Origin of the sequence: Actinoplanes awajinensis subsp. mycoplanecinus (assembly GCF_001509495.1) — a bacterium.
Classification (GTDB): Bacteria; Actinomycetota; Actinomycetes; order Mycobacteriales; family Micromonosporaceae; genus Actinoplanes; species Actinoplanes palleronii.
Genome location: NZ_LLZH01000097.1, coordinates 194053 through 219596 on the forward strand (window position 1 = coordinate 194053; position 25544 = coordinate 219596).

25 protein-coding genes are annotated in these 25544 nt (G+C 71.3%); 3 read left to right on the forward strand and 22 right to left on the reverse strand.

Annotated elements, in window-relative coordinates:
* Positions 1–88: 88 nt before the first annotated feature.
* Positions 89–1156, reverse strand: coding sequence for an ATP-dependent DNA ligase (locus tag ADL15_RS14150; protein ID WP_067689582.1), 1068 nt, complete (start codon positions 1154–1156; stop codon positions 89–91).
* A 258-nt stretch (positions 1157–1414) separates the two neighbouring features.
* On the opposite strand from ADL15_RS14150, the gene ADL15_RS14155 reads away from it, so the two are divergent.
* Positions 1415–2077 carry a hypothetical protein gene (locus ADL15_RS14155; protein WP_067689585.1) on the forward strand — a complete coding sequence of 221 codons (663 nt, stop codon included), beginning with the start codon at positions 1415–1417 and terminating at the stop codon, positions 2075–2077.
* Here ADL15_RS14155 and ADL15_RS14160 read toward each other — a convergent pair.
* From ADL15_RS14160 to ADL15_RS14170, 3 genes are read right to left on the reverse strand one after another with little or no spacing between them, the layout of a single operon-like run.
* Positions 2074–2442 (reverse strand): DUF3037 domain-containing protein, encoded by a 369-nt coding sequence (locus ADL15_RS14160; protein WP_083971241.1) that lies wholly within the window; start codon positions 2440–2442, stop codon positions 2074–2076. The genes ADL15_RS14155 and ADL15_RS14160 overlap by 4 nt on opposite strands.
* A complete protein-coding gene (locus ADL15_RS14165; RefSeq protein ID WP_067689590.1) occupies positions 2439–3161 on the reverse strand; it encodes a HipA family kinase in 723 nt (240 codons plus the stop codon). The genes ADL15_RS14160 and ADL15_RS14165 overlap by 4 nt, the downstream gene beginning before the upstream one ends.
* Positions 3162–3217: 56 nt before the next feature.
* Complete coding sequence (locus ADL15_RS14170) at positions 3218–3772, reverse strand: hypothetical protein (RefSeq protein WP_067689593.1); 555 nt, start codon at positions 3770–3772, stop codon at positions 3218–3220.
* Positions 3773–3933: 161 nt separating this feature from the next.
* Here ADL15_RS14170 and ADL15_RS14175 point away from each other — a divergent pair, with 161 nt between their 5' ends.
* On the forward strand, positions 3934–4563 hold the full coding sequence (locus tag ADL15_RS14175) for a TetR/AcrR family transcriptional regulator (RefSeq protein ID WP_067689596.1): 630 nt from the start codon (positions 3934–3936) through the stop codon (positions 4561–4563).
* Positions 4564–4585: 22 nt separating this feature from the next.
* On the opposite strand, the gene ADL15_RS14180 is transcribed toward ADL15_RS14175, so the two are convergent.
* Both ADL15_RS14180 and ADL15_RS14185 read right to left on the reverse strand, forming a co-directional pair.
* Positions 4586–6052, reverse strand: a complete 1467-nt coding sequence (locus ADL15_RS14180) for a deoxyguanosinetriphosphate triphosphohydrolase family protein (protein WP_067689598.1) — start codon at positions 6050–6052, stop codon at positions 4586–4588.
* Between the two features lie 10 nt (positions 6053–6062).
* Positions 6063–6581, reverse strand: coding sequence for a hypothetical protein (locus ADL15_RS14185; protein WP_394326934.1), 519 nt, complete (start codon positions 6579–6581; stop codon positions 6063–6065).
* Positions 6582–6730: 149 nt separating this feature from the next.
* On the opposite strand from ADL15_RS14185, the gene ADL15_RS14190 reads away from it, so the two are divergent.
* On the forward strand, positions 6731–7831 hold the full coding sequence (locus ADL15_RS14190) for an MBL fold metallo-hydrolase (protein WP_067689604.1): 1101 nt from the start codon (positions 6731–6733) through the stop codon (positions 7829–7831).
* Positions 7832–8164: 333 nt separating this feature from the next.
* On the opposite strand, the gene ADL15_RS14195 is transcribed toward ADL15_RS14190, so the two are convergent.
* The 16 genes from ADL15_RS14195 to ADL15_RS14265 all read right to left on the reverse strand — a co-directional run bounded on the left by ADL15_RS14195 (position 8165) and on the right by ADL15_RS14265 (position 25403).
* Positions 8165–8710 (reverse strand): nucleotidyltransferase domain-containing protein, encoded by a 546-nt coding sequence (locus tag ADL15_RS14195; RefSeq protein WP_232344082.1) that lies wholly within the window; start codon positions 8708–8710, stop codon positions 8165–8167.
* A 17-nt stretch (positions 8711–8727) separates the two neighbouring features.
* Positions 8728–8949 (reverse strand): hypothetical protein, encoded by a 222-nt coding sequence (locus ADL15_RS54145; RefSeq protein WP_198170772.1) that lies wholly within the window; start codon positions 8947–8949, stop codon positions 8728–8730.
* A 135-nt stretch (positions 8950–9084) separates the two neighbouring features.
* Positions 9085–9978 carry a diacylglycerol/lipid kinase family protein gene (locus ADL15_RS14200; protein WP_067689607.1) on the reverse strand — a complete coding sequence of 298 codons (894 nt, stop codon included), beginning with the start codon at positions 9976–9978 and terminating at the stop codon, positions 9085–9087.
* A 58-nt stretch (positions 9979–10036) separates the two neighbouring features.
* Positions 10037–10603 (reverse strand): GAF domain-containing protein, encoded by a 567-nt coding sequence (locus tag ADL15_RS14205; RefSeq protein ID WP_067689610.1) that lies wholly within the window; start codon positions 10601–10603, stop codon positions 10037–10039.
* 10 nt (positions 10604–10613) lie between these two features.
* On the reverse strand, positions 10614–11885 hold the full coding sequence (locus ADL15_RS14210; RefSeq protein ID WP_067689613.1) for a hemolysin family protein: 1272 nt from the start codon (positions 11883–11885) through the stop codon (positions 10614–10616).
* Between the two features lie 18 nt (positions 11886–11903).
* Positions 11904–12827 carry a DNA-3-methyladenine glycosylase family protein gene (locus tag ADL15_RS14215; RefSeq protein WP_067689616.1) on the reverse strand — a complete coding sequence of 308 codons (924 nt, stop codon included), beginning with the start codon at positions 12825–12827 and terminating at the stop codon, positions 11904–11906.
* Positions 12828–13121: 294 nt separating this feature from the next.
* The gene (locus ADL15_RS14220) at positions 13122–14354 is read right to left on the reverse strand and encodes a Pecanex-like protein 1 (protein ID WP_067689619.1); all 1233 of its coding nucleotides are present in this window, start codon (positions 14352–14354) and stop codon (positions 13122–13124) included.
* A gap of 46 nt (positions 14355–14400) precedes the next feature.
* Complete coding sequence (locus ADL15_RS14225) at positions 14401–15171, reverse strand: DUF4142 domain-containing protein (RefSeq protein WP_067689622.1); 771 nt, start codon at positions 15169–15171, stop codon at positions 14401–14403.
* A 13-nt stretch (positions 15172–15184) separates the two neighbouring features.
* A complete protein-coding gene (locus ADL15_RS14230; RefSeq protein WP_067689625.1) occupies positions 15185–15871 on the reverse strand; it encodes a COG4315 family predicted lipoprotein in 687 nt (228 codons plus the stop codon).
* A 226-nt stretch (positions 15872–16097) separates the two neighbouring features.
* Positions 16098–16880, reverse strand: coding sequence for a zf-HC2 domain-containing protein (locus ADL15_RS14235; protein ID WP_067689628.1), 783 nt, complete (start codon positions 16878–16880; stop codon positions 16098–16100).
* Complete coding sequence (locus tag ADL15_RS14240) at positions 16877–17557, reverse strand: sigma-70 family RNA polymerase sigma factor (protein ID WP_067689633.1); 681 nt, start codon at positions 17555–17557, stop codon at positions 16877–16879. Before ADL15_RS14240 ends, ADL15_RS14235 begins: the two co-directional genes overlap by 4 nt.
* A 600-nt stretch (positions 17558–18157) precedes the next feature.
* Positions 18158–19126, reverse strand: coding sequence for a hypothetical protein (locus tag ADL15_RS14245; protein WP_067689636.1), 969 nt, complete (start codon positions 19124–19126; stop codon positions 18158–18160).
* On the reverse strand, positions 19123–21630 hold the full coding sequence (locus ADL15_RS14250; protein WP_067689640.1) for an AAA family ATPase: 2508 nt from the start codon (positions 21628–21630) through the stop codon (positions 19123–19125). Before ADL15_RS14250 ends, ADL15_RS14245 begins: the two co-directional genes overlap by 4 nt.
* Positions 21627–22778: an exonuclease SbcCD subunit D gene (locus ADL15_RS14255; protein WP_067689643.1), complete on the reverse strand. Its 1152-nt coding sequence runs from the start codon at positions 22776–22778 to the stop codon at positions 21627–21629. Before ADL15_RS14255 ends, ADL15_RS14250 begins: the two co-directional genes overlap by 4 nt.
* Positions 22779–22800: 22 nt before the next feature.
* A complete protein-coding gene (locus tag ADL15_RS14260; protein ID WP_067689646.1) occupies positions 22801–24549 on the reverse strand; it encodes an ATP-binding protein in 1749 nt (582 codons plus the stop codon).
* A 155-nt stretch (positions 24550–24704) separates the two neighbouring features.
* Positions 24705–25403: a pyrimidine reductase family protein gene (locus ADL15_RS14265; protein WP_067689649.1), complete on the reverse strand. Its 699-nt coding sequence runs from the start codon at positions 25401–25403 to the stop codon at positions 24705–24707.
* Positions 25404–25544 lie beyond the last annotated feature (141 nt).

A 25544-nucleotide genomic window follows, 5' to 3' on the forward strand; every position in this document is an offset into this window, starting at 1 on the left:
AACGCGAGCGACGGCGCACGACGCGACCCTTTCGAGTTCCGGGGACCTTTGCCGCCACGAGGCTAGCCGGTCGGTACGACGCCCGCGATCAGCGGCTGGTCAGCACCTCGGCGAGATCGAAGCGGACCGGGCGCTCCAGCTGCTCGTACGTGCAGGTCCGGGGCTCGCGGTCGGTGCGCCAGCGCTCGAACTGGGCGGTGTGCCGGAAGCGCAGCCCCTCCATGTAGTCGTAGCGCACCTCGACCACCCGCTCCGGGCGCAGCGGGATGAACGACAGGTCCTTGCCGTTGTTCCAGCGGCTCACCTCGTTCTTGCGCGGGGTGCGCTCGCCCTGCTGGTGCGCCGCCCAGTTCCACGGGTGGCCCTCGAACTCGGTGACCAGCGGCTGCAGCTCCTGGAACAGCTCCTCGCGGACGGTCAGCGGGAACGAGCCGATCACCCCGACCGAGACCAGCACCTCGCGCTCGTCGTAGAGGCCGAGCAGCAGCGAGCCGATCCGGTTCTCGGCCGACTTGTGCACCCGGTAGCCGGCCACCACGCAGTCCGCGGTGCGCTTGTGCTTGATCTTGAACATCACCCGTTTGTCCGGCAGGTAGGTGATGTCCCGGGGCTTGGCGATCAGTCCGTCCAGCCCGGCGCCCTCGAACTCTTCGAACCAGCGTTGCGCGGTGGTGACGTCATCGGTGGCCGGCGTGACGTACACCGGAGGTTTTGCCTGGGAAAGGGCCTGGACCAGGCGGTCCCGCCGCTGCGCGAAGGGCAGCTCGGTGAGGTCCTCGTCGCCGAGCGCCAGCAGGTCGAAGGCGACGAAACTGGCCGGGGTCTGCTCGGCGAGCAGCGCGACCCGGCTGGCCGCGGGGTGGATCCGCTGCTGCAGCGCCTCGAAGTCGAGGGTGTTGCGCCCGGTGTCGGCCACGATGATCTCGCCGTCGATCACCGCCCGCTCCGGGAAGTTGGCCAGCACCGCCGCGACCACCTCGGGGAAGTACCGCGTCATCGGCTTCTCGTTGCGGCTGCCGATCTCCACCTCGTCGCCGTCCCGGAAGATGATCGACCGGAAGCCGTCCCACTTCGGCTCGTAGATCTGCCCCGGTGGGATCTCCGGGACGGGCTTGGCGAGCATCGGCTTGACCGGCGGATGGATCGGCAGCTGCATCCGCCCAGTCTGCCGCGAAAAAACGTACAAGGAAGCCCTTTACTCTGCCCCTGGGGCAGACTCCACGATCTGACTCATGGAATCGCAGCCCGCGGTGAGCGGCGAGATGCTCGCGCTGCCCGACGCCGAGGCGGTGACCCGTCTGGACCGCTGGTGGGCGGGGGAGGACGCGGCGACGGCGGCCCGCCGCTCCGGTTACCTCTGGTTGCGGACCGCGCTCGCTCACGGCGACGAGCCGGAAAACCCTATGGGGTACGCATGGAGCGGCGCCCGGCGCGCAAGGTCGCCACCATCCGCACGGTCGTCGACCAGCAGGCCCTGGTGCCGGCGCTCGCCACGGTGCTGCGCGACGACTGTTTCTATCCCCGGATCACCGCCGCCTACGACGGCACCACGACCGGCTCGCCGCGCTGCCCGCCGGCCCGGCCGGGCACCCGGTGGATCGCCACCGACACCGGGGTGGACCCGGCCGCGGCGTGGCCGGTGGACGTGACCGACCTGCCGCTCGGCCCGGCCGGCCTGCACACCGCCGCACAGGCCTGGCGCGCGCTGCGCCGCGGCGGGCTCGACCCGTCGGCGTACGGCACCGGCCCCGGCCAGGAGGTCGGTGGCCCCTGGCTGATCCTGGACTACCTGCTCGTGGAGCTGGCCCACCGGAGGGGCGACGAGCTGCTGCTCTGGGACATCTTCGGGCAGGGCATCCCGTACGCGAGCCTGCCCTGGGCCGACCTGCCCGCCGGCCTGCCGGACGACCTCGGGCACCTGGACGAGATCGCCGAGTTGCTGGTCGCCGCGGACGCCGGTGACCCGGCCGCCGAGGACAAGCTGGCCCTCCGGTATGCGGAGGACGCCCGCCTGCACCCCGGCGAGTCCGTCGTGTGCGTCTCGCCGCGGGGCCTGCGGTATGCCGTGCCGCTCTAGCGGACCAGGAGTCCCACGAGTCGGTCCAGCTCGGCGCCCGGGTCGACGGCCAGACCCATGTGGACCGGGCTCGCCCGCAGGATCGTGCTGCGCGGGGCGACCAGCCAGCGGAAACGCTCGCCCAGTTTCATCCCGGCCGACGCGCCACCGCCGAGGCAGGTCGCCTCCCAGGAGTCCAGCGACCCCTGGACGGCGGGCACGTCGGCGGCCGGGTCCAGGGCGAGCAGCCGGGTCTCGTCGAGGTGGGTGCGGGCGGCCAGGAAGTCGTGGCGGTGGCAGTAGAGCAGCACCCCGACGTTGATCAGCTCGCCGCGTTCGATCCGGGGGACGGCCTGGATGACGGCGTACTCGTAGGGAACCCTCACGGCAGCCACGCCTCCGGCTTCGCGGCCCGGCGGGTGAGGTGGTCGAGGTAGGCGTTGCGGTCCCCGTCGTCCAGCCAGTCCTCCGGCACCAGCGCGACCACCTCGGCGAGCAGCTCCGGGGTGAGCCGGGCGGCCAGCGCCGGACCCTCGGCGGCGAGCGCGGTGGCGTAGGGCTTCAGCACGTGATCGTCCCAGCGGTACGCGCGGTGCACGACCTTCTCGGCCCGGGCCCAGTCGTGGTGGAAGTAGAGCGTGGCGCCGTGGTCGATCAGCCACAGGCCGCCGTGCCAGATCAGCAGGTTCGGGTTGCGCCAGCTGCGGTCCACGTTCTCCACGAACGCGTCGAAGGCCAGCACCCGGCTGGCCAGCCCGGCCTCGACCGGGTGCGCGTTCGGGTCGTAGCCCAGCGCCCCGGGCAGGAAGTCCATCCCCAGGTTGCCGCCGGCGCTCGCCTTGATCAGCTCCTGGACCTCTTCGTCCGGCTCGGCGCGGGCCACCACCGGGTCGAGTTCGACCCGGGCCAGCTCCGGCATCGGGAGCCCGAGCCGCCGCGCGAGCTCCCCGGAGATCACCTCGGCGACGAGCGCTTTCGGGCCCTGGCCGGCGCCGCGGAACTTCACCACGTACGTACCGAAATCGTCGGCCTCGACCACGCCGGGCAGCGACCCGCCCTCGCGCAGTGGGGTGACGTAACGAATGGCAGTGACCTGACGCAGCACGCCCCGAGCCTAGGCCAGCGGATGCCGGGGTCCCGCCCCGGCATCCGCCGTGCATGTCACGTGGTGGGCGGTCCCTGGCGGCGCAGTTCGTCGACCTTCGTCATCGCCGTGCGCAGCTCGGACAGCCAGTCCTCGGTGTGCTGGCCGACCAGCCGGACGCACCAGGCCAGCGCGTCCGAACGGGACCGGGCCACCCCCGCGTCCACCAGGGTGTCCAGCACCTGCCGCTCGGGCTGGCGCAGCCGGGTCATCACCGGTGCGGCCAGGTGCGTGTAGAGCTCCGCGGTGTCCCCGCAGCGGGCACCCCAGGCGACCTTGCGCTGGTAGCGGTGCTCGACCTGCCGGGCGACCCGGATCCGGTCGTCGCGGGTGTTCTCCCGGAACTGGGTGATCCGCCCGCCGTGCGCGGCGGCCCGGTCCGCCTCGGTGGACTCGGCGGCCAGGTCCGGCTCGGGCAGCCGGCCCCAGATGATGATCTCGTCGCGGTCCACGACGACCTCGGGCGGCTCGATGAACCACCCGTCCGGCACCGCCCCGGTGATCCAGGCGGCAGCGTCGTCAGCGGGCGGCGGTTCGGTGCGTGCCCCGGGCGGGGCGGGTCGGAAACGCATGACGACCTCCTCGGTCTTGCAGTGATTACATGCTTACACCGCAATCGCGTAAGTGGCCAGTGGTCGACATCTCGGCGGTCTTCCGGCTAAGGTGCTGTTTGAGCGGTCGCTCAAACGGGGGGTGACCGCTCCCGAACATTGGCGTCCGCGAGAGGAAATCGGTGAGCGACACCAAGCAGCGCCTGCTCGACGGCGCCCTGGCCGCCGTCCGCGAACACGGCGTGACCGGCACCTCGGCCCGGACCATCGCGGCCGCCGCCGGAGTGAACCAGGCGCTGGTCTTCTACCACTTCGGCTCGGTCGACGAGCTGCTCGGCGCGGCCTGCCGGCAGGCCACCGAGCAGCGGGTGGCGCTCTACGCCGGCCGGTTCGCCGCGGTCACCTCGCTGCGCGACCTGCTCCAGGTGGGCCGCGACCTGCACACCGCCGAGCTGGCCGAGGGCAACGTCTCGGTGCTCGCGCAGACCCTCGCCGCGGCGCAGAACAACGAGCGGCTGGCCGAGCCGATCCGGGCGACGTTCCAGCTGTGGACCGGCGAGATCGAGGCGGTGCTGCGCCGGGTGCTGGCCGGCTCGCCGATCGCCGAGGTCGCCGACCTGCCCGGCCTGGCCCAGGCGATCTCCTCGGCGTTCGTCGGCCTGGAGCTGTTCGAGGGGATCGACCCGGTCGGCGGGCAGCGCGCGATGGACGCCATCGACCAGCTCGCGGTGCTGGTCGAGGTGCTCGACGAGCTGGGCCCGCTGGCCACCCGGGTGCTGCGCTCGAGAATTAAAAAAGTCGGCAAGAAGTAGAAAAGCGGCAAGAAGGAGAAACTCAGAGCACGAACGCGTCCGTCCACAGCTGCCGCGACCGCCCGGACAGCGCCTCCATCAGCCCGACCGCCTGCCCGTCGGTCAGCCCGGCCACGAAGTCGATCACCGCGCGCCCACGCGCCCGGCTCAGCCGTTGCGGCGTGCCGTCCGGCAACTCCGCCTCGGCCAGCTCGACCAGGTCCCGCAGCCTCCGCGGCAGCCGGTCCTCCTCGTCCGGGTCGCCGAGCCAGCTCAGCAGCGCCTCGACCAGCGAGGACAGCAGCCGGCCCTGACCGCGCTGGTGCAGGGCCAGGTCCGGCCGGGCCAGCACGAACCGGTTCTGCACGAACTTGAGGACCTGCACCTCGTGCCACTGGGCCACGGCCAGCTGCGCGTGTCCGCTGCGGATCGCCGCCTGCTCGGTGAGCCCCACCGAGTCGACGAGCCGCCGGGTCCAGGTTGCCGAGAACGCCGCGACCCGCGCCTCGGCGGCCACCGACCCGTCGAACGGCTCGGCCAGCAACCCGTCCACCAGCTCGGCCCGGACCAGCTCGACCGCGTCGGCGAACGCGCTGTCGTCGGCGATCCAGTCCTCCTTGCGGTGCAGGCTCAGGCGCAGCGACTCGATCGCCCCGCCGGCCCGCTTCAGGTCGGTGGAGGGGCCCCAGCGCTGCCAGGCGAGCAGCTCGGCGGCGACCGCGCCCTGCTGCAGCACGCCGACCCGGTGCACGTCCTCGAGGTCGTGGATGGCGTACGCGATGTCGTCAGCGGTGTCCATCACCGAGGCCTCGACGGTCTGCTGCCAGTCGGCGACCCGGCCGGCGAACGGCGCCCGGGCCGCCCGTACGTCGGCGACCTCGGTGGAGTACGCCCCGAACTTCGCCGAGCCGCCCTCCTCGTCGTCGGCGTGCGCGGCCGCCCCGCGTGGCGGCGGGTCCATGAACCGGGGGTGCGGCTCCGGGTGCCCGTGCCGGGTCCACGGGTACTTCAGGATCGCGGCGCGGGTGGCGTTCGTCAGGTTCAGCCCGATGGTGGCCTGCCCGCGGATCTCGGTGCTGGTCACGATCCGGTACGACTGGGCGTTGCCCTCGAAGCCGTCGGCCAGGCCGAGCCGCTGCCGGGCCAGCCGGTCCAGCACCCGCTCGCCGAGGTGGCCGAACGGCGGGTGGCCGAGGTCGTGGGCGAGCGCCGCGGCTTCCACCACGTCCGGGTCGCAGCCGCCCAGCTTCTCGCTCAGATCCGGCTCACGGGCCTGGATCCGCTCGGCGATGGCCCGGGCCACCTGGGCGACCTTGAGGCTGTGGGTGAGCCGGTTGTGCACCAGCAGTCCGGCCCCGCCGGGGCTGATCACCTGGGTGACCCCGGCGAGGCGGGCGAAGAAGGGTGAGCTGACGATCCGGTCCCGGTCCACCCGGAACGGGCTGAACGCTAGGTCACCTGGTGCGACGGTGCTGTCGCCGAAGAGCCGTCGGGCCCGTGGATCGTCCATCCACCGGAGGTTACCGGGACTGCAGAGCGTCCAGCGCGACGGCCATGGCGATGACCAGGCGACGGTCCAGGTTCGGGTCCAGGATGGCGACGTTGTAGGTGTCCCGCAGGCCCCACTTGCGCTCCACCGAGAACACCGTGTTGCCGTTGACCTGGAAGTCGAAGTGGTACGGCAGCCAGGACAGGTAGTCCACGAACCGGCGCAGCAGGGCCACGAACAGGTTCCGCTCCTGGCCGACGGCCTCGTAGTAGCCGGGCTGCTCGAGCACCCAGGTGGAGCGGAGCAGCGAGGCGCCGAACTTCTTGCGGAACAGGCCGATCGGGTTGCCGATCGCGTCGAAGATGTCGTAGGTCGCGCCCAGGTCGATCACCTGACGGGCCTTGAAGCCCAGGACCGGCACCTGCTTGGTGTCGTCGGTGTAGAGCGTGACCTGCTCTTTGAACGCCAGCCTCTTCTGCTGGGCGAAGGCGAGGACACCGGCCTCCTGGCCGTCCGGCGTGACACCGTGTACCTCGTACTGGTTGACCATGAAACGGATGCGCTGGCGCACGATGAGCTGCTGCTGCGCCTGAAGGATATCGATCGTCACGGCGGCAGTGTGTCATACGCGTCACTTGCTGAGTGCCAGCTCAGGGAGGCGGTGGGCGAGAAGAGCCGGATCGGGTCAGACTGGGGGGCATGGCGAAGCGTGTTCGTACCCGTACGGTGATGGCTCTGGCTCTCGGGGCCGCGGCGGTCTGGGCCGCTCGCGATCTGCCCGCGCAGATCGGCGCGAGAGCGCGCGGCGCACGCCGCGCCCGGATGGAGTCCTCACCGCAGTTCTCCGGTGGAAAGTTCCGCAACACCGTGCCGGCCACCGAGGTGGCCGCTGCCTCCATGCCGCGGCTGTTCATCTCCGCGGTCACCGACACCGAGTCCCGCAAGCCGCACCTGCCGGTCCCGGTGGTCAACCCCGGCCCGGCGTCGGCCGACGGCCTGCACGTCACCTGGTACGGCCACTCGTCCGCCCTGATCGAGATCGAGGGCCGCCGGGTGCTGCTCGACCCGGTCTGGAGCGACCGCTGCTCCCCGTCCCGGCTGGCCGGCCCGCGCCGGCTGCACGAGCCGCCGGTCCCGCTGCGCGAGCTGCCCCCGCTGGACGCGATCGTGATCTCCCACGACCACTACGACCACCTCGACATGGTCAGCATCCAGAACCTGGTCGACCTGCAGGCCGCGCCGTTCCTGGTGCCGCTCGGCGTCGGCGCCCACCTGGAGCGCTGGGGCGTCCCGGAGTCCCGGATCGTCGAGCTGGACTGGAACGAGTCCCACAAGATCGGCACGCTCGAGCTGATCGCCACCCCGGCCCGGCACTTCTCCGGCCGCGGCTTCAACCGCGACGAGACCCTCTGGGCCAGCTGGGTGATCAAGGGCCCGACCCGCCGCGCGTTCTACTCCGGCGACACCGGCTACTTCCCCGGCTTCGCCGGGATCGGCGCCCAGCACGGCCCGTTCGACGTGACGTTGGTGCAGGTCGGGGCGTATGGCGACGCCTGGCCCGACATTCACATGTTCCCGGAGGACGGCGTCTCGGTCCACCTCGACGTCCGCGGCGGGCTGATGATCCCGGTGCACTGGGCGACGTTCAACCTGGCCCTGCACGACTGGCCGGAGCCCGCCGACCGCACCTGGCGCGAGGCGAAGGCCCGCGACGTGCGCCTGGCGATCCCGCGCCCGGGCGAACGCGTCGATGTCGACAACCCGCCCCCGGTCGACGGCTGGTGGCAGCAGATCGCGTGATCGTCCCCGGCGACGCACGCACGAAGATCAAATTCAAGATCAAGATGTCGTGCGTCCGCCGGGGTACAGACCGCCGCTCCCGCCGGGACCCCTCCGGGCTCGGCTGGCCGCTACGCGTCCAAAACGCCAAGCCCTCCAGGGCGACGTCCGCGTGTGGTCCCGGTAACCCCACGTTGCGTGTGAAGTTCAGGCGCGCTCCGCACCAAAAGTCCCCACACTCGGGGTCACCCCACGTTTGCGTGTGAAGTTGGGGTGCGGAGCGCACCGAAAGTCCCCACACTCGGAGTCCCCCACGTCTGCGTGGGGAGTTTGGGTGCGGAGCGCGCCGTAACTTCACACGCTCGGGTGGGGGCGTTGTGGGGTGAAGGTGTCGGGCAGCGGGAGGTGGAAGCGGGCGCAGAGCAGCGGCACGTCGTGGTGGTCAGCCGCCCGGGGCGGGTACCCGGTGTGCCAGCGCACCGACCAGGCCGCCGCCTCGCAGCGGACCGGGCGCCCCGCGATCTCACCCCGGCCGGCCAGCGCCTCCGCCGGGAACGTGTGCCCGCCCACCACCGAGCCGTAGTGGATCTGACCGTCCGCCCGTACCTCGTAGAGGTGCAGGTCGACGCGGAGCCGGCCGCCGTCGTGCAGGACGAAGTTCCACGGCCGGTCGCCCGGCCACGGGAACACCCGGTCGACGCCGAGCCCGGCGAACCCCTGGAACGCCGCGCCCAGTTCCGCGGCCGGCAGCCACAGATCCAGGTCGGAGTGCTCCCGGGTCTGCTCGCCGAGCAGCGCGTCCACCGCCCAGCCCCCGCTGAGGCACACCGCCACCCCGCGCGCCTCCAGCGCGTCGAGCACTGTCACGACGTCCGCAGCCGTACCGATGTGTTGGTCCACGGGACCAGCTAACCCGATCAGCGGGCCAGGTCGTAGACGGCGACGGTCAGGCTGATCAGGGCGACGAGCGCGCCGACGGCTAATCGGAGCGTGTGCGCCCAGGCGATGCGGCGGTTGCGGCGTGCCGAGCGCCGCGCGTCGCGGACGTCCCGCCAGGCCGCCTGGGCGCGGCCGACGCGGTAGGCGATCACCGGGACGGCCCCGGCGGCCAGCAGGGTGCCGACGATCTGCGGTGTCATGGCGGTTCCCCTCGGTAGGTGAGCCGCCAGTCTGTACGTCACCGACCGCCGCAATCCAGGGGATACTCGGGCAGATAGGGCGAACAATCCGCCGCCCTGGCACGGACCGTGACGAACTCTTCTGTCGTATTCCGGTCAGCTCGCCGGGACGCACACCTCGACCGCACCGGGCACGACCGACACCGAGAACTTCTTCGTCCGGTTCCGGGCGCCGCCGTCCAACTCGTACTCCAGCTTCGAGCCGAGCTTGACGTCGACCTTCCGGGCCCTGGTCATCCGGACGAACGGCGAACTGTCCGACCGGCCCACCGCCATCGTGCCCAGCGCCCGCGCCCACTGCAGCGCGCCCTGCGCGGTCGTCACCCCGACGTCGAGCCAGCCGTCGTCCGGCGACGCGTCGTCGAACGCCTGGATCCCGCCGGTGATCGTCCCGACGTTGCCGATCAGCACGCAGGTCGCGTCGTCGTCGAACCAGGTCGTGCCGTCCACCTTGATCTTCGTGCGCGGTGCCTCGCCCTCGACGTGCCGGATGCCGGTCCAGACGTAGGCGAGCTTGCCCAGCCGGTCCTTCAGCGCGCCGTCCGCGTCTTTGATCATCGCGCCGTCGAAGCCGACCCCGGCCATCACCGCGAAGTGCTCGTCGTTCACCAGGCCCAGGTCGAGCCGGCGCCGCGAGCCCTCGAACGCGATCTCCACGGCCTTCTCGAGATCGGTGGGGATGCCCAGGTTGCCGGCGAGCAGGTTGCCGGTGCCGGCCGGCATGATCGCGACGGGGACCTTCGCGCCGTCGGTGGCCACCACGTCCAGGGCGCGCTGCACCATCCCGTCACCGCCCCAGACCACGAGCAGGTCCGGCTTCTCGGCGAGCGCCTTGCGTATCTTGGCGGGTGCCTTGCGGCTCTTCGGCACCTCGTACCAGATCAGGTTTTTGATCTCGCGGTCGGTGAGCCGGCGGCGGAGCTCGTCGAGTCCACCGCCGAGGGTCTTTCCTTGGTGGGCAACGACGGCGATCGTGCGGGGGGTTCGCATATCGCCGCCGTTACCCGGACCGGCGCGCTTCCAACCACTGGTCGCCCAGCGGCCGGGATCAATTGACGGTTTCCCGCATCCGTTGCTCGGCGACCGCGCTGCGGACCACCATGAGCCGCAGTTCCAGCTCGTCGGAGACCAGCGCGGCCAGGTGTTCCAGGGCCTTGAGCTGGCGGGCCGAGGCCTCCCGGGGCCGGCTGTCGATCACGTTGACCGTGCCCAGGCGGTACCCGTCGTGGGTGCGGATCGGCGCCGCGGCGTAGAAGCGCAGCCCCAGCTCACCCCGGACCAGCGGATGCTCCAGCGTGCGCGGGTCGACCGCGGCGTTGTTGATCACGTAGACGTCGTCCTGGGCGATCACCGACGCGCACAGGCCAGGTTCCTTGCCGAGCTGGCGCACCCCGGTCAGGCCCTGGCAGGCGGCCAGCCAGACCCGATCCTGCTCGACCAGCGACACCGTCGCGATCGGAGTGTCGAAGATGGCGCCGGCCACGAACGCGATCCGGTCGTACGCATCCTCGACCGGTTGGTCCACCAGCCGGTAGCGGCGCACCGCCGCGAGCCGGGCCTGCTCCTGCGGGTCCACATTGTCCAGGTATTCATAGGCCTGCGATTCCACTGTCATGGATGCGAGCCTATGCCGGTCCCGGGTGGTCGGCGTCACACAACCGGTCAGTCAGCCGCACCTTGGTTATCGCCCGGCCGGTCACCTCGACCACCTCCGCGGTCAGGCTGGGCAGCGTCACCACCTCGCCGGGCGCGGTCGGGATGTGCCCGAGCGAGGCCAGCACCATCCCGGCGATCGTGGTGTAGTCGCCGTGCCCCTCCAGCCCGAGCGCGTGCAGCGGGTGCGAGCCCGGTACCAGCAGGGCGCCGTCCGGTTCCCGGACCGCCGCGGCCGCGTCCCGGTCGGTCTCGTCGTAGATCTCCCCGACGATCTCCTCGACCAGGTCCTCCATGGTCACGATGCCGTCCACCGAACCCCGCTCGTCGACGACCAGGGCCAGCTGCCGGCGTTCGGCCCGGAGCTGGCGCAGCGCGTCCGACACCCGCAGCGTGTCCGGCAGGTAGACACACTGCCGGGCCAGCTCGTCCAGCGGCGCGTCGGTGCCGATCAGGTCGCGCAGGTGCACCACGCCGGTCGCGTCGTCCAGCCCGGCCGGCCCGGTCACCGGCGCCCGGGAGTGCCCGCCGTCGATCAGCAGCCGCAGCGCCACGGCCGCCGGCGTGCCGCTGGGCAGGGTGAGCACGTCCCGGCGGGGGACCATGATCTCCCGAAGGCTCCGGTCGGCGATCTCGAAGGCACCGGAGATGATGCTCCGCTGCTCGGCGGAGAAGTCCTGCTGTGCGGCGACCAGCTCGCGGATCTCCTCGGTGGTGACCTCCTCGCGCTGCGCGTCCGGGTCGCCACCGGCCAGCCGGACCACCCCGTCGGTGGCCTTGCCGAGCAGCCACACCAACGGCCGGGACGCGGTGGAGAGCAGGTCGATCGGCCGGGCCACGGCCAGCGACCAGCTCTCGGCGCGCTGCATCGCGATCCGTTTCGGCGCCAGCTCGCCGAGGACCAGCGTGGCGAACGCCAGCGCCACGGTGACCAGCATGACCGCGACCGGACGGGCGGCCGGGCCGAGGAGGCCGAGCGGCTCGATCAGCGGCGCGGAGAGCGCCACCGCGGCGGTCGCCGAGGCCAGGAACCCGGCCAGGGTGATGCCGATCTGGATGGTGCCGAGGAACCGGTTCGGGTCACGGGCGAGCCGGGCCAGTACCCGGCCGCGGCGGGTCTGCCGCTCCAACCGCTGCACCTGGCTGTCCCGCAGCGAGACCAGGGCCATCTCGCTGCCCGAGAACACGGCGTTGATCAGCACCAGAATCAGGACGAGAAGGATTTCACCGCCCGTACCATCCACCCGGACACGGTAGCGGTTTCAGAAGCGGGCGAAGGACCGCACGGGCATCCGGGGACCGTATTTGGGCGCGGTCAGCCCGCCCATGGCGAGCAGGTCACAGACCCGGCCGCGGTGCCCCGGGAACGGCGCGAGCAGGGTGAGCATCCGCTCGTCGGTGCCGCGGGGCTCGCCGGCCAGGGCGTACGCCACGGTGTTGGGAATGTGAAAATCGCCGACACTCACCGCGTCGGCGTCGCCGTAGGCGACCCGGACCACCTCGGCCGCGGTCCACGGTCCGATCCCGGGCAGCGCGGTCATCCGCCGGACCGCCTCGGCCGAGCCGGCGCACCGCTCCAGACGGGCGGCCACCTGTGCGGCGCGCACCAGGGTCTGGGTGCGGCGCTGCTCCACGCCGAACGGATGGAACTCCCAGTAGGGAGTGGCCGCCACGGCGTCCGGGTCGGGCGGCAGGACCAGACCGGCAGGTCCGGGCGCCGGCTCGCCGAAACGGCGGCAGATCTCCCGGTACGACCGGTGCGCTTCCTTCCCGGTCACCTTCTGCTCGAGGATCGCCCGCAGCAGGCGCGGGAAGACCTGCCCGGTGGCCGGCATCCGCACCCCGGCGAACGTCCTGGCCAGCCGGGCGACCACCGGATGCCCCGCGGCCAGCTCGGCGAACGCGGTGAGGTCGTCGCGGAGCCCGGCGATCGCGTCCGCCCGCTCGGCGACCCAGGCCGCCCCGGGCCCGTGACCGGTGGCCAGCAGCTCCCCGCCGGAGCGGGCCAGATGCAGGGTCGCAGGACCCTCCGGGGTACGCAGGGCCAGCCACAGTTCGTCGTCCCGGAAGTGCCCGCAGGGATCGTGCCCGGGGACCAGCAACGGTCGCACCGAGGCGCCGAACTGATACCGCTCGGGCGGCGTCAGCAGGCGTCTCACCTCGGCAGTCGCCGGTGAAGCGGTCACCGGTGGAACTGTGCCACCTGAACAGGGCGGGGACAAGCCGATGGCCCTGTCCCCGGTGCTGGGGTCAGGGCCATCGGGCGGTGATCGAACACCCGAGAAGGCTCGATCACCCGGGTGCGGAGCAGGTGCCCCGGGTGGAGGCCGGGCAGCCGCGGTTCGCGTCCGGCAGGGGGAAGGACGGACGGCGGGCCCGAAGGGGGGTCCCGGTGAGCTTGCGGCTCTCCGGTTCGGGCCCGCCGAGCGGCTGTGCTCCGCGAGCAGTAGTACTCAGCGCCGTAGGGGCGGTGCTGTCTTTCAGCGCACCCGAATCTTGACCACGTCGAACGCCGGGGTCTGGTTGGCGCGCTCCATCATCGGGATGCGGTGCGAGCCGTCACCGGCCCACGAGGCGCACTGTGCGGTGCCGGCCTGCGGCAGACCCGGCACCTGGATGGCGACGGTGTCCGGGGTGGCGCCGCCCTTGCTGTCCTCGGTCGCCACGAAGAACGCCGGCACCGGCTCCGGGGCCGGAGCCTCGTTGAGGTTGGCGAGCATCCGGCAGGCGGTGTGGAAGTGCCCGCGGACCAGGCCGTTCTGCAGGACGCTGGACTCGACGTAGTACCCGCCCTGGCCGGCCGCGAGGAAGCGGTCCCGGATCAGGTTGCGGGTGCTGATCTGCAGCGTGAACGCCTGGTTCCGGTTGACCTGCCGCGGCGCCGCGGTGATCAGCAGCGACGGGTTGTTGGCGGCCGAACCGACCTCACCGAACTCGGTGGAGACGCAGCGGTCACCCTTCTGGAAGCCGTCGTGCGCCTCCAGGTTGGAGGTGTCGCAGCTGTTCGTCAGGATGCCGAGGCCGGCGCCGGGCGGCGGGGTGGCCGGCGCCGTGGTGGCACCGCCGTTGTCGCCGCCGTTGTTGTTACCGCCGTTGTTGTTGCCACCGTTGTTGTTGCCGCCGCCGTTGTTCTGGTCGTCGGCCGGCGCGCTGGTCTGCTCCTCGGCGGGGGCGCTGCTCTGGTCGCCGGCCGGAGCACTGCTCTGGTCGCCGGACGGAGCGGCGGTCGGCGCGCTGCTCGCGGCACCGCCGTTGTTCCCACCGTTGTTGCCGCCGTTGTTGTTACCGCCGTTGTTGTTGCCACCGTTGTTGTTGCCACCGTTGTTGTTGCCGTTGCCACGGCGACGGGTGGTCTGCGCGTTGGTGGCCGCGACGTTGTTCATCACCCAGTCCCGGCAGCGGGCCCGGACCTGTTCGGTGGTCGCCACTTCCGCCGAACCGTCGTCCGGGTGCTGGGTGACCTGGCCGTTGTTCGTGGTGTACGTGGTGCGCCGGGTGTTCGTGGAGAGCTTGGTCTGCCCGCCGGACTTCAGGTTGTCGCACGCGGCCAGCGCCGACTTGGTGTTGTCGTTGGTGCTGGCGCTCGAGATCTGCGTGACCGTCACGATGCCGCCGAACGCAGCCAGAGTGGCGGCGACAGCGATGATGCGGCGACGCCCGCTGAACCACGGGGAGGTGGAGGTACTAGCGCGCCGGTACTTGGACCTTCGCATTTGGGTGACACCTTTCTTCGTCGCCGTCGGGGCGAGTTCTCTCGGGCTACCGCGCTCGGAAGATGCGCATGGTCGTGATGACACCGACCACCAGCGCGGCGGCAAGGACGAGCAGGATTACGGTGTTGCTGAGTCCCGGGATCCCGCCACCGGTGGACGCGGCGGCAAGCATCTGGTTGTCGATCGGGACGGGGCCCTTCTGACCGGTCGCCGGGGCGGCCGCGGTGGGCAGCGCGGCGTAGTCGACGATCCCGCTGCTCTCCAGCAGCGTCATGTGGGTCATGACGAACTGGTTGGCCTGCTGGGCCAGCTTCCGGACCGTGTCGTTCCGGGTCGTCGCCCGGATCGTGGCGATGGCCGGGAAGATCTTGCCGTGCGCGGCACGGAGCCGGTCGATGAAGATCTGGTCGAACTGGGCGCCCTTGGCGTTCTCCATCTCGTTCAGCCAGCCCTGCTGATCATCATTGGGCTTGGCCGGGAGATCGATACCGAGCTTCTTGGCCGCCGCACGGTCCAGGTTGTCGAGCGCCACGTGCTGCGCCGCGATCGACTTGCCGATCTTGACGACGTTCGGGTCGTCCGACTTCTCCTGGGCCATGTTGCCGGCCGGGATCTCCCAGAGGCCGGCCAGTCGTACCTTGATCACGAAGTCTTGGTCAGCGGCGCTGACCGAGCCCTTCGCGGAGTCGGAGAGCCCGGTGTTCGGGGGTACCGGAACCGCGTCGTCAGCTCGGGCGGCCGAGGCCGGCGTCAGCATGAAGGCCAACGTCACGGCCGCGGCACCCATCAGCCAGCGGGGGATAGGGGCGGACTTCATCTCTACTCCAACCTCAGTAGCTGTAGTCGCTGCCGGAGTCGCCACCGGCGTCGCCGCCGGTCGCGTCCGCGGGCGGAGCCACCGGCTTCGAGATCTTGGGGAGGCAGGTGAGGTTCTTGGTGCCGGTCGGCGTGATCACGAACCACTTGCCGTTGACGTTCTGGCCCTTCCACTGCCCCGGCTTCTTGTCGCCGACGTAGCGGTAGAGCGGCCAGCCCTTGAGGGTGAGCTGCTTCGTGCCGTCCGCGCGGGTGACCGTGCCGACCAGGCTGGCGCTGACGCCCTTGAGGGTCGGCTCGCCGTCGTTCGTGGTCGCGGGCGGCCAGATCTTCGCGCACTCGCCGTTGCAGTTGGACTTCGACGGGTCGTCGCCGTCGCTGTCGAACCGGTAGAGCACGAAGCCGTCCTGGTCCTCGACGACCTTGCCCATCTTCGCCACCGACGTGCCGGTGAGTGACTTGGTCACCAGGTCGTCGCTGACCTCGGCGGCGTTGGCGTCACCCGCCTCGGCCGGGCCGGTGGCCTCGGTGGTCGGTGCGACGTTCGGGTCGACCGCACCGTCGGTCGCTTCCGCACCCGGGGTGGCGGCGACGTCGGCCGCGGCAGGTTCAGCGGCGTTGCCGTAGTCAGCCGGGTCGTATCCGGCGGGAGCGCAGCCGGGCAGTGCAAACACTGCCGCCAGCGCTGCGCTGACGACCATCAACTTACGCTTCTCCGGAACCACGTGGCCCCTCCAGCTGATCGAAACCCTCTGCCATTTCCGCGCAGTAGTACGGGACCCGTGCGGTGGCGGATGAATATTCGGCTCGATCAAATTGGGGAATTTTTGTTTGAACCCTGCGCCCGGCCGCGTACGTATGGGAAAGGCTCACACGGCGAAAAAGGGTCCAGCCGATACCGGCTGGACCCTTTTAGTGTTCGTACGATTACGGAACGCTGATAAGCGTCTCGCCGGTCCCGTTGGCGGTGAGTTCCTGGACCTGCACGTGGGCGATGTCCTCCCGTGCCGTGCCGGTCACCGCCTGCAGCATCAGCGGGGCCGGGTTGGCCGCGGTGCCCCAGCCCTTGTCACCGATCGTCCAGGTGGCCACCCGCTCGGACGTGCCGTCGGTGCGCACCAGGACCAGACCGCAGGTCTTCGGTCCCTTGAGGTTGGAGACCGCGAAGGAGATCTGGGTGCCCCAGTCCTTCTTCTCCAGGCCCACGGCGGCGCTCACTCCGGTCCGGGAGTCGGTGCCGTCGTAGTTCTGGCCGGGCAGCTGGGTGCCGCCGATGCCGACGCCGTCGCTGTCCGGCAGCGGGTCGAGCTGGCGGCTGTCCCGCTGGGCGACCTGGTTGCCGGTGCCCGGAGTGGTGGCGTCGGTGCCGAGCCACTTGCCGCCGGCGAAGAGCGCGCCGATCGACAGCATGGCGAAGACGACCACCGCGGCGGCGAGCGAGTACAGCCGGCGGCTGTTCGCCTTGCGCCGGTCGGTGCGCACCTCGCGGATCATCTTGTTCAGCAGCGCGCCGTCCTGCTCCGCCTTCTCCGCGGCCAGCAGGGCTTCCGCGTCGACGTCGGCGAGGACGTCCGCCACCTGTACGAAGGACTCCAGCTCGAAGGCGCACTGCGGGCACTCGATCAGGTGGTCCTCGAAGCGTGACGCGTCGTGGTCGCCGAGCACGCCCAGCGCGTACGACGCGACGTCGTAGTGATCTTCCTGGGTCATGATGTCACCCCCCGCTGCTGCAGAGCGGTACGCAGCGCACGCAGAGCGTAATACACCCGGGACTTCGCGGTACCCAACGGAAGGTTGAGCTGCTCGGCCGCCTCGGGCACGGTACGGCCCCGGAAGTACGTCTCGATCAGGATCTCCCGGTGGGAATGACTCAGCTGGCGGAGCGCATCCGACACCGTCATGGACTGCAGCACGCGATCGGTGTCGTCCGCGGTGCTGGGGAAGCTCTCCAGCTCGCGGTCGTACGTCTCGGCCGGTCGGGCGTTGGCGCTGCGGTGCTCGTCGATGGCGATCCGCCGGGCCACCGTGACCAGCCACGGGCGCAGCGACTGCTGGCCCTGTGCGCCGAGCCGGTGGGCGTTGCGCCAGGCCCGCAGCAGGGTCTCCTGCACGATGTCCTCGGCCCGCTGGCGGTCACCGCCGGTCAGCCGGAGGACGAACATCAGCAGAGGGCCGGCGTGCTCCTCGTACAGCAGCTTGACGAGAGTGTCCTCGTGGCTCGCACCGGTCTTCGGCGCTTCGTGCCGAGCCGACTGTCGGGGGATCACCGAACCGTCATCCTGGGCATCACCACGGCCTCCGTCGAGTGCTTGCCACCTACTTCCGGAGTGTCGCGCCATCACACGCACCCTCTCCGGCGTGAGCCGCTTCTCGGCCACCGCATGCATCGATACCTCCACCCGGACACTTCCCCGTCGCCTGAGATACGGCTGGGATGCCCGGCTGGGATCAAAGCTGGCTCGAGATTTTCCGGGACACTCGGTCTCAAGGGTCCTCCGCAGGTGGTGACGATCGAGGGCGTGCCGGGCTGCGGATCATGGGGGGATTGATCTACGCCGATTCGGACGCCAGGTAAGGCGGAATGATACTCAGTGACATCGGGCCCGAGACATGCCTCTGGAAATAATTCTCGGGGTCCGGGAGAGCGTGATCTCGCTCCGTGAACAACCGATTCCGCTGGGTGTGCACGGATGAGTAATGTGTGGTGAATGACGGGGTCCGCGGGCCGTTCGGAGGATGCCCGGTTATCTCTTGGACCCTTTCGGGCGACACCCGGTGGGGAGCGCTCCCATTTTCTGATCCCGCTGCTCGCGCGCCTACAGATCTTGTAAGCGGCTGTTTACCTGTTCGCCCGCTGTGTGGTCATTCGAGAAAGACCCGATCGAGTGACCGAAGAATTCGATCAAATTCGCACAACCGGGTCACTTGTTCCGGTATACGGGCACCCGTCCCGATAAGTGAGATGGGTGCCCGCATGCCGGAAAGAGTCAGCGTGTGCGGGCGGTCGCCAGAGCGAGCGCGCGGTGCAGCACCCGCGCGTCACCGAGCATTCCGCGCAACCGGCGCTCCAGGCCGGCGATCGGCACCAGGTTCTGCGGCGCCCGCGGATCCTTGTACGACGCCGACGCGAATCTCGGCAGCGTCGCCGACGACAACCCGGCCAGCTCGACCGCCTGGTCCACGGTCAGATCCGGCGAGCACTCCACCCGGACGATCCCGGACCACGGCGCCCCGGTCGCCCCGGGCAGTCGCAGGTACCACGACCAGCCGCCCCAGACCGTGCCGAGGTGGAAGACCGGGGTCCGCTGGCCGGGCTTCAACGTGGTCACCACAGTGGTCAGCGCGGCCGGCAGGTACTGCTTCTGCTGGGTCTTGATGTACCCGATGGTGCGGGGCAGCTGCCGCCGGTTGCGCAGCGGACCGTCCACGATCAACAGGTCCGCGCCGTCCGAGCCGCCGTCCCGGGCCGCGCTCGAGATGTCGATCTCCAGCGCGGTGAGCGGCGCCTGCACGGCGGGCGGCAGCTTGCTCGCCTCGCCGGTCCCGCTGATCCGGTGGACCTGGTAGCGGACCGTGCCGGCCTGCAGGTCACCGGCGCTCGGGCTGGCGGTGAACAGGCCCCGGCCGACCCGGGCGCCGACCAGCTCGGCGGCGCCCCGGGCCAGGTCGCAGCGGACCACCCCGGCGGCGTACGACGCGGCCAGCCCGGGATAGGAGGTGCCGTCCTCCTCGGCCGTCCACAGTCCGGCGTCGTTGCGCCGCACCCCGTCGACCAGGAACACCACGTCCGGCGGGCGGGCGCCGGGCGGCACCCCGATCGGCGCCCACTCGGCGGCCGGCACCTCGACATCCGTGTCCACCTGGGCGCTCGACGGCGAGGCCGGCCCCTCCGGGTCACCACCCTCGAACGACGTCCCGTAGGAGGGGTCCCACGCGTCGACGAACATCCGTGTCACAAGCCGACCCTCTCCACGTACGCGGTTCGCGCGTCCTTGTGCACCTCGAAGCGGACCGGCACCCGTTCGGCCAGCGCGTGCACGTGGGTGACCAGACCGACCATCCGGTCGCCGCGGGCCGCCAGGTTCTCCAGCGTCGCCGCGACCACGTCGAGCGTCGCCGCGTCCAGGGTGCCGAAGCCCTCGTCCAGCACGATCGACTCCAGGCTGGCCGCGGTGGTGCTCATCCCGGCGAGCTGCTCGGAGAGGGCCAGCGCGAGGGCCAGGGACGCCTGGAACGTCTCGCCGCCGGAGAGCGTGCGCACGCCCCGGCGCAGGCCCGCGTCGTGGTGGTCGACCACGAAGAACTCGCCCTTGTCGTGCATCAGCTCGTACTGCCCGCCGGTGAGCTCGCGCAGGATCCCGGACGCGCCGTCGACCAGCAGGTCCAGGGCCTCCTCGAGCAGCCAGCGCTCGAAGTTGTTGGCCCGCAGGTGCCCGGCGAGCGACTTCGCCACCCGGCTCTCCTGCTGCAAGACCATCCGCTGGTCCTGCTGCTCGCGGGCCTGCTCGAACCGCTCGGTCATCCGCTGCCAGGCGGCCTCGGCGCGTTCCGCGGTGACCGCGGCCGCCCGGATCAGGGTGGCCTCGGCGTCGGCGGTGACCGTCGGTGGCGTGGCCGGCGGCTGCACCTCGGCCGCGGTGAACAGCGCCACGATCGCGGCGTGCGCCCCGGCGGTGGCCTGGTGCGCCGCGGTCACCGAGCCCTCGGCCGCCGCCCGCGCGGTGGCCCGGGAGGCGTGCTCGGCCCGGGCCCAGTCGACCAGGGACGCCCACGCGCCGGCCAGGTCGTCCCGGTCGGCCGGCGGCGGCACGAACCGGGCCAGCCCGTCGCGTACCGCGTCGAACGTGCGCCACGCGGTGCGCTGCTGCTCCTCGGCGGTGCGGACCCCGGTCTGTGCGGCGCGCAGCCGGTCGCGGGCCGAGCGGACCGCGGCGGTGGCGTCCTCCAGCCGGCCCTGCAGCCGGGTGAACTCGGCGAGCCGCTGCTGGATCGCCTCCACCCCGGGCAGCCCCTGCACGGCCTTGCGCACCTCGGCGAGCCGGGTCAGGTGGTGCTCGTACTGGCCGCGTTTGCGCTCCAGGTCGCTCTCCAGGTTGCGGGCCACCGCGTCGCGCTGCTGGAAACGCGCGGTGGCCTGCTCGGCGGCCTCACGGGCGGCGTTGCCGGCCGCCTCGGCCAGCCGCACCGACGACTCGCGCGGCACCTGCGGCACCACCGTCACCTTCTGCTCGCAGACCGGGCAGTCGTGCCCGGCGACCAGGTGCCCGCGCAGGGCGCTGGCCCGGTCCCGCTGCTGCGCGTCCCGGTAGTCCTGCCGGGCCTGCTCCAGCAGCTGCTGGGCGCCGGTGTGCTCGGACTCGGCCAGGTCGGCGGAGGCCCGCGCGTCCCGGCACTCCACCTCGGCGACCGAGACCTTGCCGGCGAACCAGCCCTCCTGCTCGGTGAGCCGGTCCAGCTCGGTGTGCCGGTCCAGGGCCAGACGCAGCGACCCGGCGTCACCGGCCGCGGTCAGCTCGCCGCGGACCTTCTCCTCGGCCTCCTCGGCCTCGTGCACCGCCTCGGCGGCCTGCTCCGCGGTGGTCCGGGCCGCGGTGATCGCACCGGTCGCTTCGGCAAGACCCTTGGGGGTACGCACGGACGACAGCAGACCGAGCTCTGCGTCGAGGGTGTCCCGGGTGCCCCGAGCGGCCTCCTCCTCGGCCCGGGCGGCCCGCAGCCCGGGCACCGCGGCCTCCACCGCTCCGGTCAGCTCGCGCATCCGGGCCAGGTGCTCGGCGGCCGACTCGACCGCCTCGTCGGTGGCGTCCTCCAGGGCGGCCAGCGACTGATCGACAACGGTCAGCTTGGCGTCGGCGGTCTTGCCGCGCTCGGCCGCCCGGACCTGCACCCGCTCGTACATCTGCAGGCCCAGCAGGTTGATCAGGATCTGCTGCCGGGTGGCCGGCTTGGCGTGCAGGAAGTCGGCGAACTGGCCCTGCGGCAAGATCACGCAGCTGGTGAACTGCTCGTACGGCAGGCCGACCGCGGCCTGCACCGCCTCGTCCATCTCGGCCGGGACGCCGGCCAGCACCTCGCCGAGGTCGGCCAGGTCCATCCCGGTGTCCAGCTTCGACACGTCGAAACCGGCCGGCATCAGCTGCAGACCGGCGCCGGACGTCTTGACGTTGCCCCGGCCGTCGCGCCGGACCACCCGGGTCGCCACGTACCGGTCGCCGGCCGACTCGAAGACCAGCCGGACCCGGGCCTCGACCGCGGACGGCGCGAGCGCGTTGACGATGCCCCGGGCGCCGCCCCAGCGCGGGACCTGGCCGTAGAGGACGAAGCAGATCGCGTCCAGCACCGTCGACTTGCCCGAGCCGGTCGGGCCGACCAGCGCGAAGTAGTCGGCGTCGGTGAAGTCCACGGTGGTCTGGTCACGGAACACCGTGAAACCGGACATGTCCAGCCTGATGGGCCTCATTGGGTGCTGCTCACCTCGTCGTACAGCGCGTCGAAGAGTTCGCGGACGCCGTCCTCGGCGTTGCCGCGGCTGTCCAGGTAGTCGCCGAAGAGCTCACGCGGGGAGCGACCGGCGCGTTCCGCCGATCGGGCACCCGAGCGCTCGGGCAGCATGTCGGGGTCGATGCGGACCTCCAGGGCGTTCGGCAGCATCTCCTGCACGTCCTCGCGCAGGCCGGGGCGGGGCGCCTCGCGCACCAGGACACGCAGCCAGGCATCCGGAAGGTTCACCGTGGCGAGCTGTTCGAGGGTGCCGCGGACCGTGCGCAGGGTCAGCGCCGAAGTGACCGGCACGTCCCGGACCTGAGCGGCCTTGTCCACCGATACGTCGACGATCGCCACCGAGCAGACGTTCTCCTCCTCGCCGAAGTCGATCGCGAGCGGGCTGCCGCTGTACCGGGTCGGGCACGGTGCGATCACCCGCTGGGCGCGGTGCAGGTGACCGAGGGCGACGTAGTGCGCGTTCGGCGGGAAGACGGTGGCCGGCACCGCGTACCCCATGATGGTGTGCGCCTCGCGCTCGCCGCCGCCGGCACTCGCGCCGACCATGGTCAGGTGGGCGGTGACCAGGTTGACCACGCCGGGCTCGGCGAACGGCTCGCTGAGCTTGGCGAGCAGCCGGGCCATCAGGTCGGCGTAGGTCTGGTGCGCCTCGGCCTCGGTCAGCTCGTACATCTCGGCGGCCCGGACCGCGAACCGCTGGGAGAGGAACGGCAACGCGACCACGCGCCAGCGTTCGCCGCCCTCGGTCATCCCCTCGATCAGGAGATCGTTGAGGTTGTCCCGGACCGAGCCGCGCAGCTCGATGCCGGCCGCGTCGGCCCACGGCCGCAGCGCGTCCAGGGCCTGGCCGTTGTCGTGGTTGCCGCCGATCGCCACCACCCGCGCGCCGGTCTGCCGGAGCGCGGACAGCGCCCGGGTGACCAGCCGGGTGGCGTCCGCGGTCGGCGCGGCGGTGTCGTAGAGGTCGCCGGCGACGATCACCAGGTCCGGTTTCTCGGCCCGGGCTATCTCGATCACCTGGGCGAGCACCCGGGTGTGCTCCTCGAAGCGGTTCCGGCCCTTGAGAACCTTTCCGACGTGCCAGTCGGAGGTGTGGAGGATGCGCATCGCGAAACCTTAGCCTCGAAGATCAGAACGGAATGTCGTCGTCGTCGCCACCGGCCCGGCCGCCGATGACGGCGAACGGATCGGCGCCCTGGACTATCGAACGCAGCGTCTCGACCGGCGGGGGACCGGACTCGGACTTGCGGGTGGCCCAGGCCGGGAACGGGAACTCGACGCAGAGCGGGACCGGGATGTCCGGCTGGTTGACGAACATCGTGCCGGGCCGGGCCAGCAGGGCGCGCTGGCGCATGGCCGGGGGCAGGAAGCCGTACTCCGGCCTCGACGCCTCGGCCGGGTCGAGCCGGCCGACCACCCGGATCGCCGAGTTCGTGACGATCCGGCGCTCCACCTCGCTGGCGGTCTGCTGCGCGCCGATCAGGATCACGCCCAGGGACCGGCCGCGCTCGGCGATGTCCAGCAGCACCTCCTTGATCGGGGAGGAGCCCTCGCGCGGTGCGTACTTGTTCAGCTCGTCGAGGACGACGAAGAGCAGCGGGCGGCCGGTGCCGGACTTCTCCTTCTCCTCGAACTCGGTCTTGAGCGTCACGCCGACCACGAACCGCTGCGCGCGGTCCGGCAGGTTGTGCAGGTCGACGACGGTCACCTGGGCGCTGTCCGCGGTCTTGATCTGGTGCGGGCGGCGCTGGGCAAGGTCACCGCGGATCAGCCGGGACAGGTCGCGCTTGCTGTTGATCATGCGGCGGGCGAACGCGTTGACGGTGCCCATGTTGACCGCGCTGCCCGCCCAGATCGACCGGGTCTCGTCGTCGGTGAGCTGGTCGACGATGTGGTCGACGAGATCGCCGTACGACCCGATCCGGCGGCCGTCGATGCTGATCCCGCCCTCGGCCGGCACCGCGAACCGGTGCAGGTGGGCGGTGACCGAGTGGACCACCATCGTGTACTGCTGGCGCTCGTCGTCGGAGTCGGCGAACACGTACGGCAGCAGCTTGCCGGAGCAGAACTCCTCGAGCGTCCAGTAGAACGCGTCGACACCGGTCAGCCGGCTGCTCACGTCGGGGGAGCCGGACGAGTCGCCGGCCCGCGGCGGCGCGTAGACGCGCACGTCGGAGAAGGGCTGGGCGGGCAGGTCGAGCAGTTTGTACGCCGCGCGGGTGTTGTCGTCGAGCTTGGTGTTCGGGTGGTCCAGGAAGAGCAGGTCCTCGCCCTTGACATTGAAGATCAGCGCGCGGGCGTTGGCGCCGTCGGCACCCAGCTGCCCGGACCGGAAGACCGAGTAGAGCAGGAACGTCGCGAAGCTGGTCTTGGTGGCCACGCCGGAGATGCCGGAGATCGAGACGTGGGCGCCCCGGGTGCCGTCGAGGAAGTCCGCGTTGAGATAGACCGGCACGCCGTCGCGGCCGGTGCCCATCGGGACCCGCCGCTCCATCCGGTCGAAGTGCAGCGCGGCGTCGCGGGCCGCGCCGGTGGCCCGGTGCACGACCGCGCCCGGGGCGGGCGGCACGTACAGCTCCGGGTCGACGCGGGTCGTGGTGATCTCGGCGGCCTCCTGGACCATGGCCGGCAGCGTGCCGTCGGCGATGGCGAACACGTCCGAGTCGAACTGGGCCCCCTCGTGCCGGGCCCGGACCTGGGTGACCACCCCGGCGATGGTGACCGGTTCGCGGTCCGGCAGGTCACGCTTGGTCACCACGACGTCGTCGAGTTGCAGGTAACTGCCCGGGGCGACAGCCGTCCAGAACTGGAGCGGGGTCGCGTCGGCAGTGCCTAGCACCCGCCCGACAGGGGAAGTTTCGTCAGACACGCCGATCATGGTGCCTCAGAGGTACGACAAAATGCCCGTCGGATCTCCACCCGTTCGGGTTTTCCACAAGTTCTGGTGTTCATCCACAGAGTTATGCACAAGATCTTGATCGAGTCGGACAGGCGCGCCCCCGCGGCCGATCGATTGGCAGAGACCGGCCGGGGCTACCGCCCGTACCGAAGGAAAAGCATGTCGTCCCGGGTCAGTGCGTGCCGCAGCGACATCGGGCGTGGCGGCGTCGGCGGCCCCGCGGAGATCCGGCCGGCCCGGCCGCCGACCAGCAGCGGCGCGACGGTGAGGCACAGCTCGTCGACCAGATCCGCGGCGATCATCGAGCCGAGCAGTGCCGGGCCGCCCTCGCAGAGCAGCTGGGTCGCGCCCCGCTCGTGCAGCAGCCGCACCCCGGCGGCCAGGTCGACCGCGCGGTCGCCCACCGGGATCACCTCGGCCACCCCGGCGATCGGCGAGGCCGGCGCCGCGTGGTGGGTGAGCACGATCGGGCGGATCGGCGCGTCCGAGAAGATCAGTTGGGCCGGGTCCAGCGCGAGCGAGCCGGAGACGATCACCATGAGCGGGAACTCGGGCAGCCCGTGGGCCACCCGCCAGGCGCGGGCACCGGGAGTCAGGCGCAACGCGTCGTAGCGCTCGGCGCGGACCGTGCCGGCCGCGACGATCAGGCCGTCGCAGACCATCCGGAGGGTGTCGAAGACCTCCTTGTCACCCGGGCCCTGCAACCCGGCGGACAGGCCCTCGACCGCGACCGCGCCGTCGGCGCTGGCGATGAAGTTCACCCGCAGGGTCGGGCCCGGGGTGCGCGGATAGCGCTCGACCAGGCCCGTCAGGGTGTCCGGGAGGGTGCTCACTCGCCGGGCGGACCGGTCACCGGCGGGGTCGGCTCGGGGTCGCGGTGCTGGCAGTCGCACCACGACCCGCCCTTGCACTCCCCGTGCTGGTGCTCCCGGCAAGGCTCGCAAATCATGCCTTCGACTCTAGGGGGCCGCTCG

What these genes read in the sequence shown, in the direction of transcription:
- ADL15_RS14150 (WP_067689582.1), bottom strand. Translation starts at nt 1,156, where the DNA reads ATGCAGCTGCCGATCCATCCGCCGGTCAAGCCGATGCTCGCCAAGCCC.
- ADL15_RS14155 (WP_067689585.1), top strand. Translation starts at nt 1,415, where the DNA reads ATGGAGCGGCGCCCGGCGCGCAAGGTCGCCACCATCCGCACGGTCGTC.
- ADL15_RS14170 (WP_067689593.1), bottom strand. Translation starts at nt 3,772, where the DNA reads ATGCGTTTCCGACCCGCCCCGCCCGGGGCACGCACCGAACCGCCGCCC.
- ADL15_RS14180 (WP_067689598.1), bottom strand. Translation starts at nt 6,052, where the DNA reads ATGGACGATCCACGGGCCCGACGGCTCTTCGGCGACAGCACCGTCGCA.
- ADL15_RS14185 (WP_394326934.1), bottom strand. Translation starts at nt 6,581, where the DNA reads ATGGTCAACCAGTACGAGGTACACGGTGTCACGCCGGACGGCCAGGAG.
- ADL15_RS14190 (WP_067689604.1), top strand. Translation starts at nt 6,731, where the DNA reads ATGGCGAAGCGTGTTCGTACCCGTACGGTGATGGCTCTGGCTCTCGGG.
- ADL15_RS54145 (WP_198170772.1), bottom strand. Translation starts at nt 8,949, where the DNA reads ATGACACCGCAGATCGTCGGCACCCTGCTGGCCGCCGGGGCCGTCCCG.
- ADL15_RS14200 (WP_067689607.1), bottom strand. Translation starts at nt 9,978, where the DNA reads ATGCGAACCCCCCGCACGATCGCCGTCGTTGCCCACCAAGGAAAGACC.
- ADL15_RS14205 (WP_067689610.1), bottom strand. Translation starts at nt 10,603, where the DNA reads ATGACAGTGGAATCGCAGGCCTATGAATACCTGGACAATGTGGACCCG.
- ADL15_RS14220 (WP_067689619.1), bottom strand. Translation starts at nt 14,354, where the DNA reads ATGCGAAGGTCCAAGTACCGGCGCGCTAGTACCTCCACCTCCCCGTGG.
- ADL15_RS14225 (WP_067689622.1), bottom strand. Translation starts at nt 15,171, where the DNA reads ATGAAGTCCGCCCCTATCCCCCGCTGGCTGATGGGTGCCGCGGCCGTG.
- ADL15_RS14230 (WP_067689625.1), bottom strand. Translation starts at nt 15,871, where the DNA reads ATGGTCGTCAGCGCAGCGCTGGCGGCAGTGTTTGCACTGCCCGGCTGC.
- ADL15_RS14235 (WP_067689628.1), bottom strand. Translation starts at nt 16,880, where the DNA reads ATGACCCAGGAAGATCACTACGACGTCGCGTCGTACGCGCTGGGCGTG.
- ADL15_RS14240 (WP_067689633.1), bottom strand. Translation starts at nt 17,557, where the DNA reads ATGCATGCGGTGGCCGAGAAGCGGCTCACGCCGGAGAGGGTGCGTGTG.
- ADL15_RS14250 (WP_067689640.1), bottom strand. Translation starts at nt 21,630, where the DNA reads ATGAGGCCCATCAGGCTGGACATGTCCGGTTTCACGGTGTTCCGTGAC.
- ADL15_RS14255 (WP_067689643.1), bottom strand. Translation starts at nt 22,778, where the DNA reads ATGCGCATCCTCCACACCTCCGACTGGCACGTCGGAAAGGTTCTCAAG.
- ADL15_RS14260 (WP_067689646.1), bottom strand. Translation starts at nt 24,549, where the DNA reads ATGATCGGCGTGTCTGACGAAACTTCCCCTGTCGGGCGGGTGCTAGGC.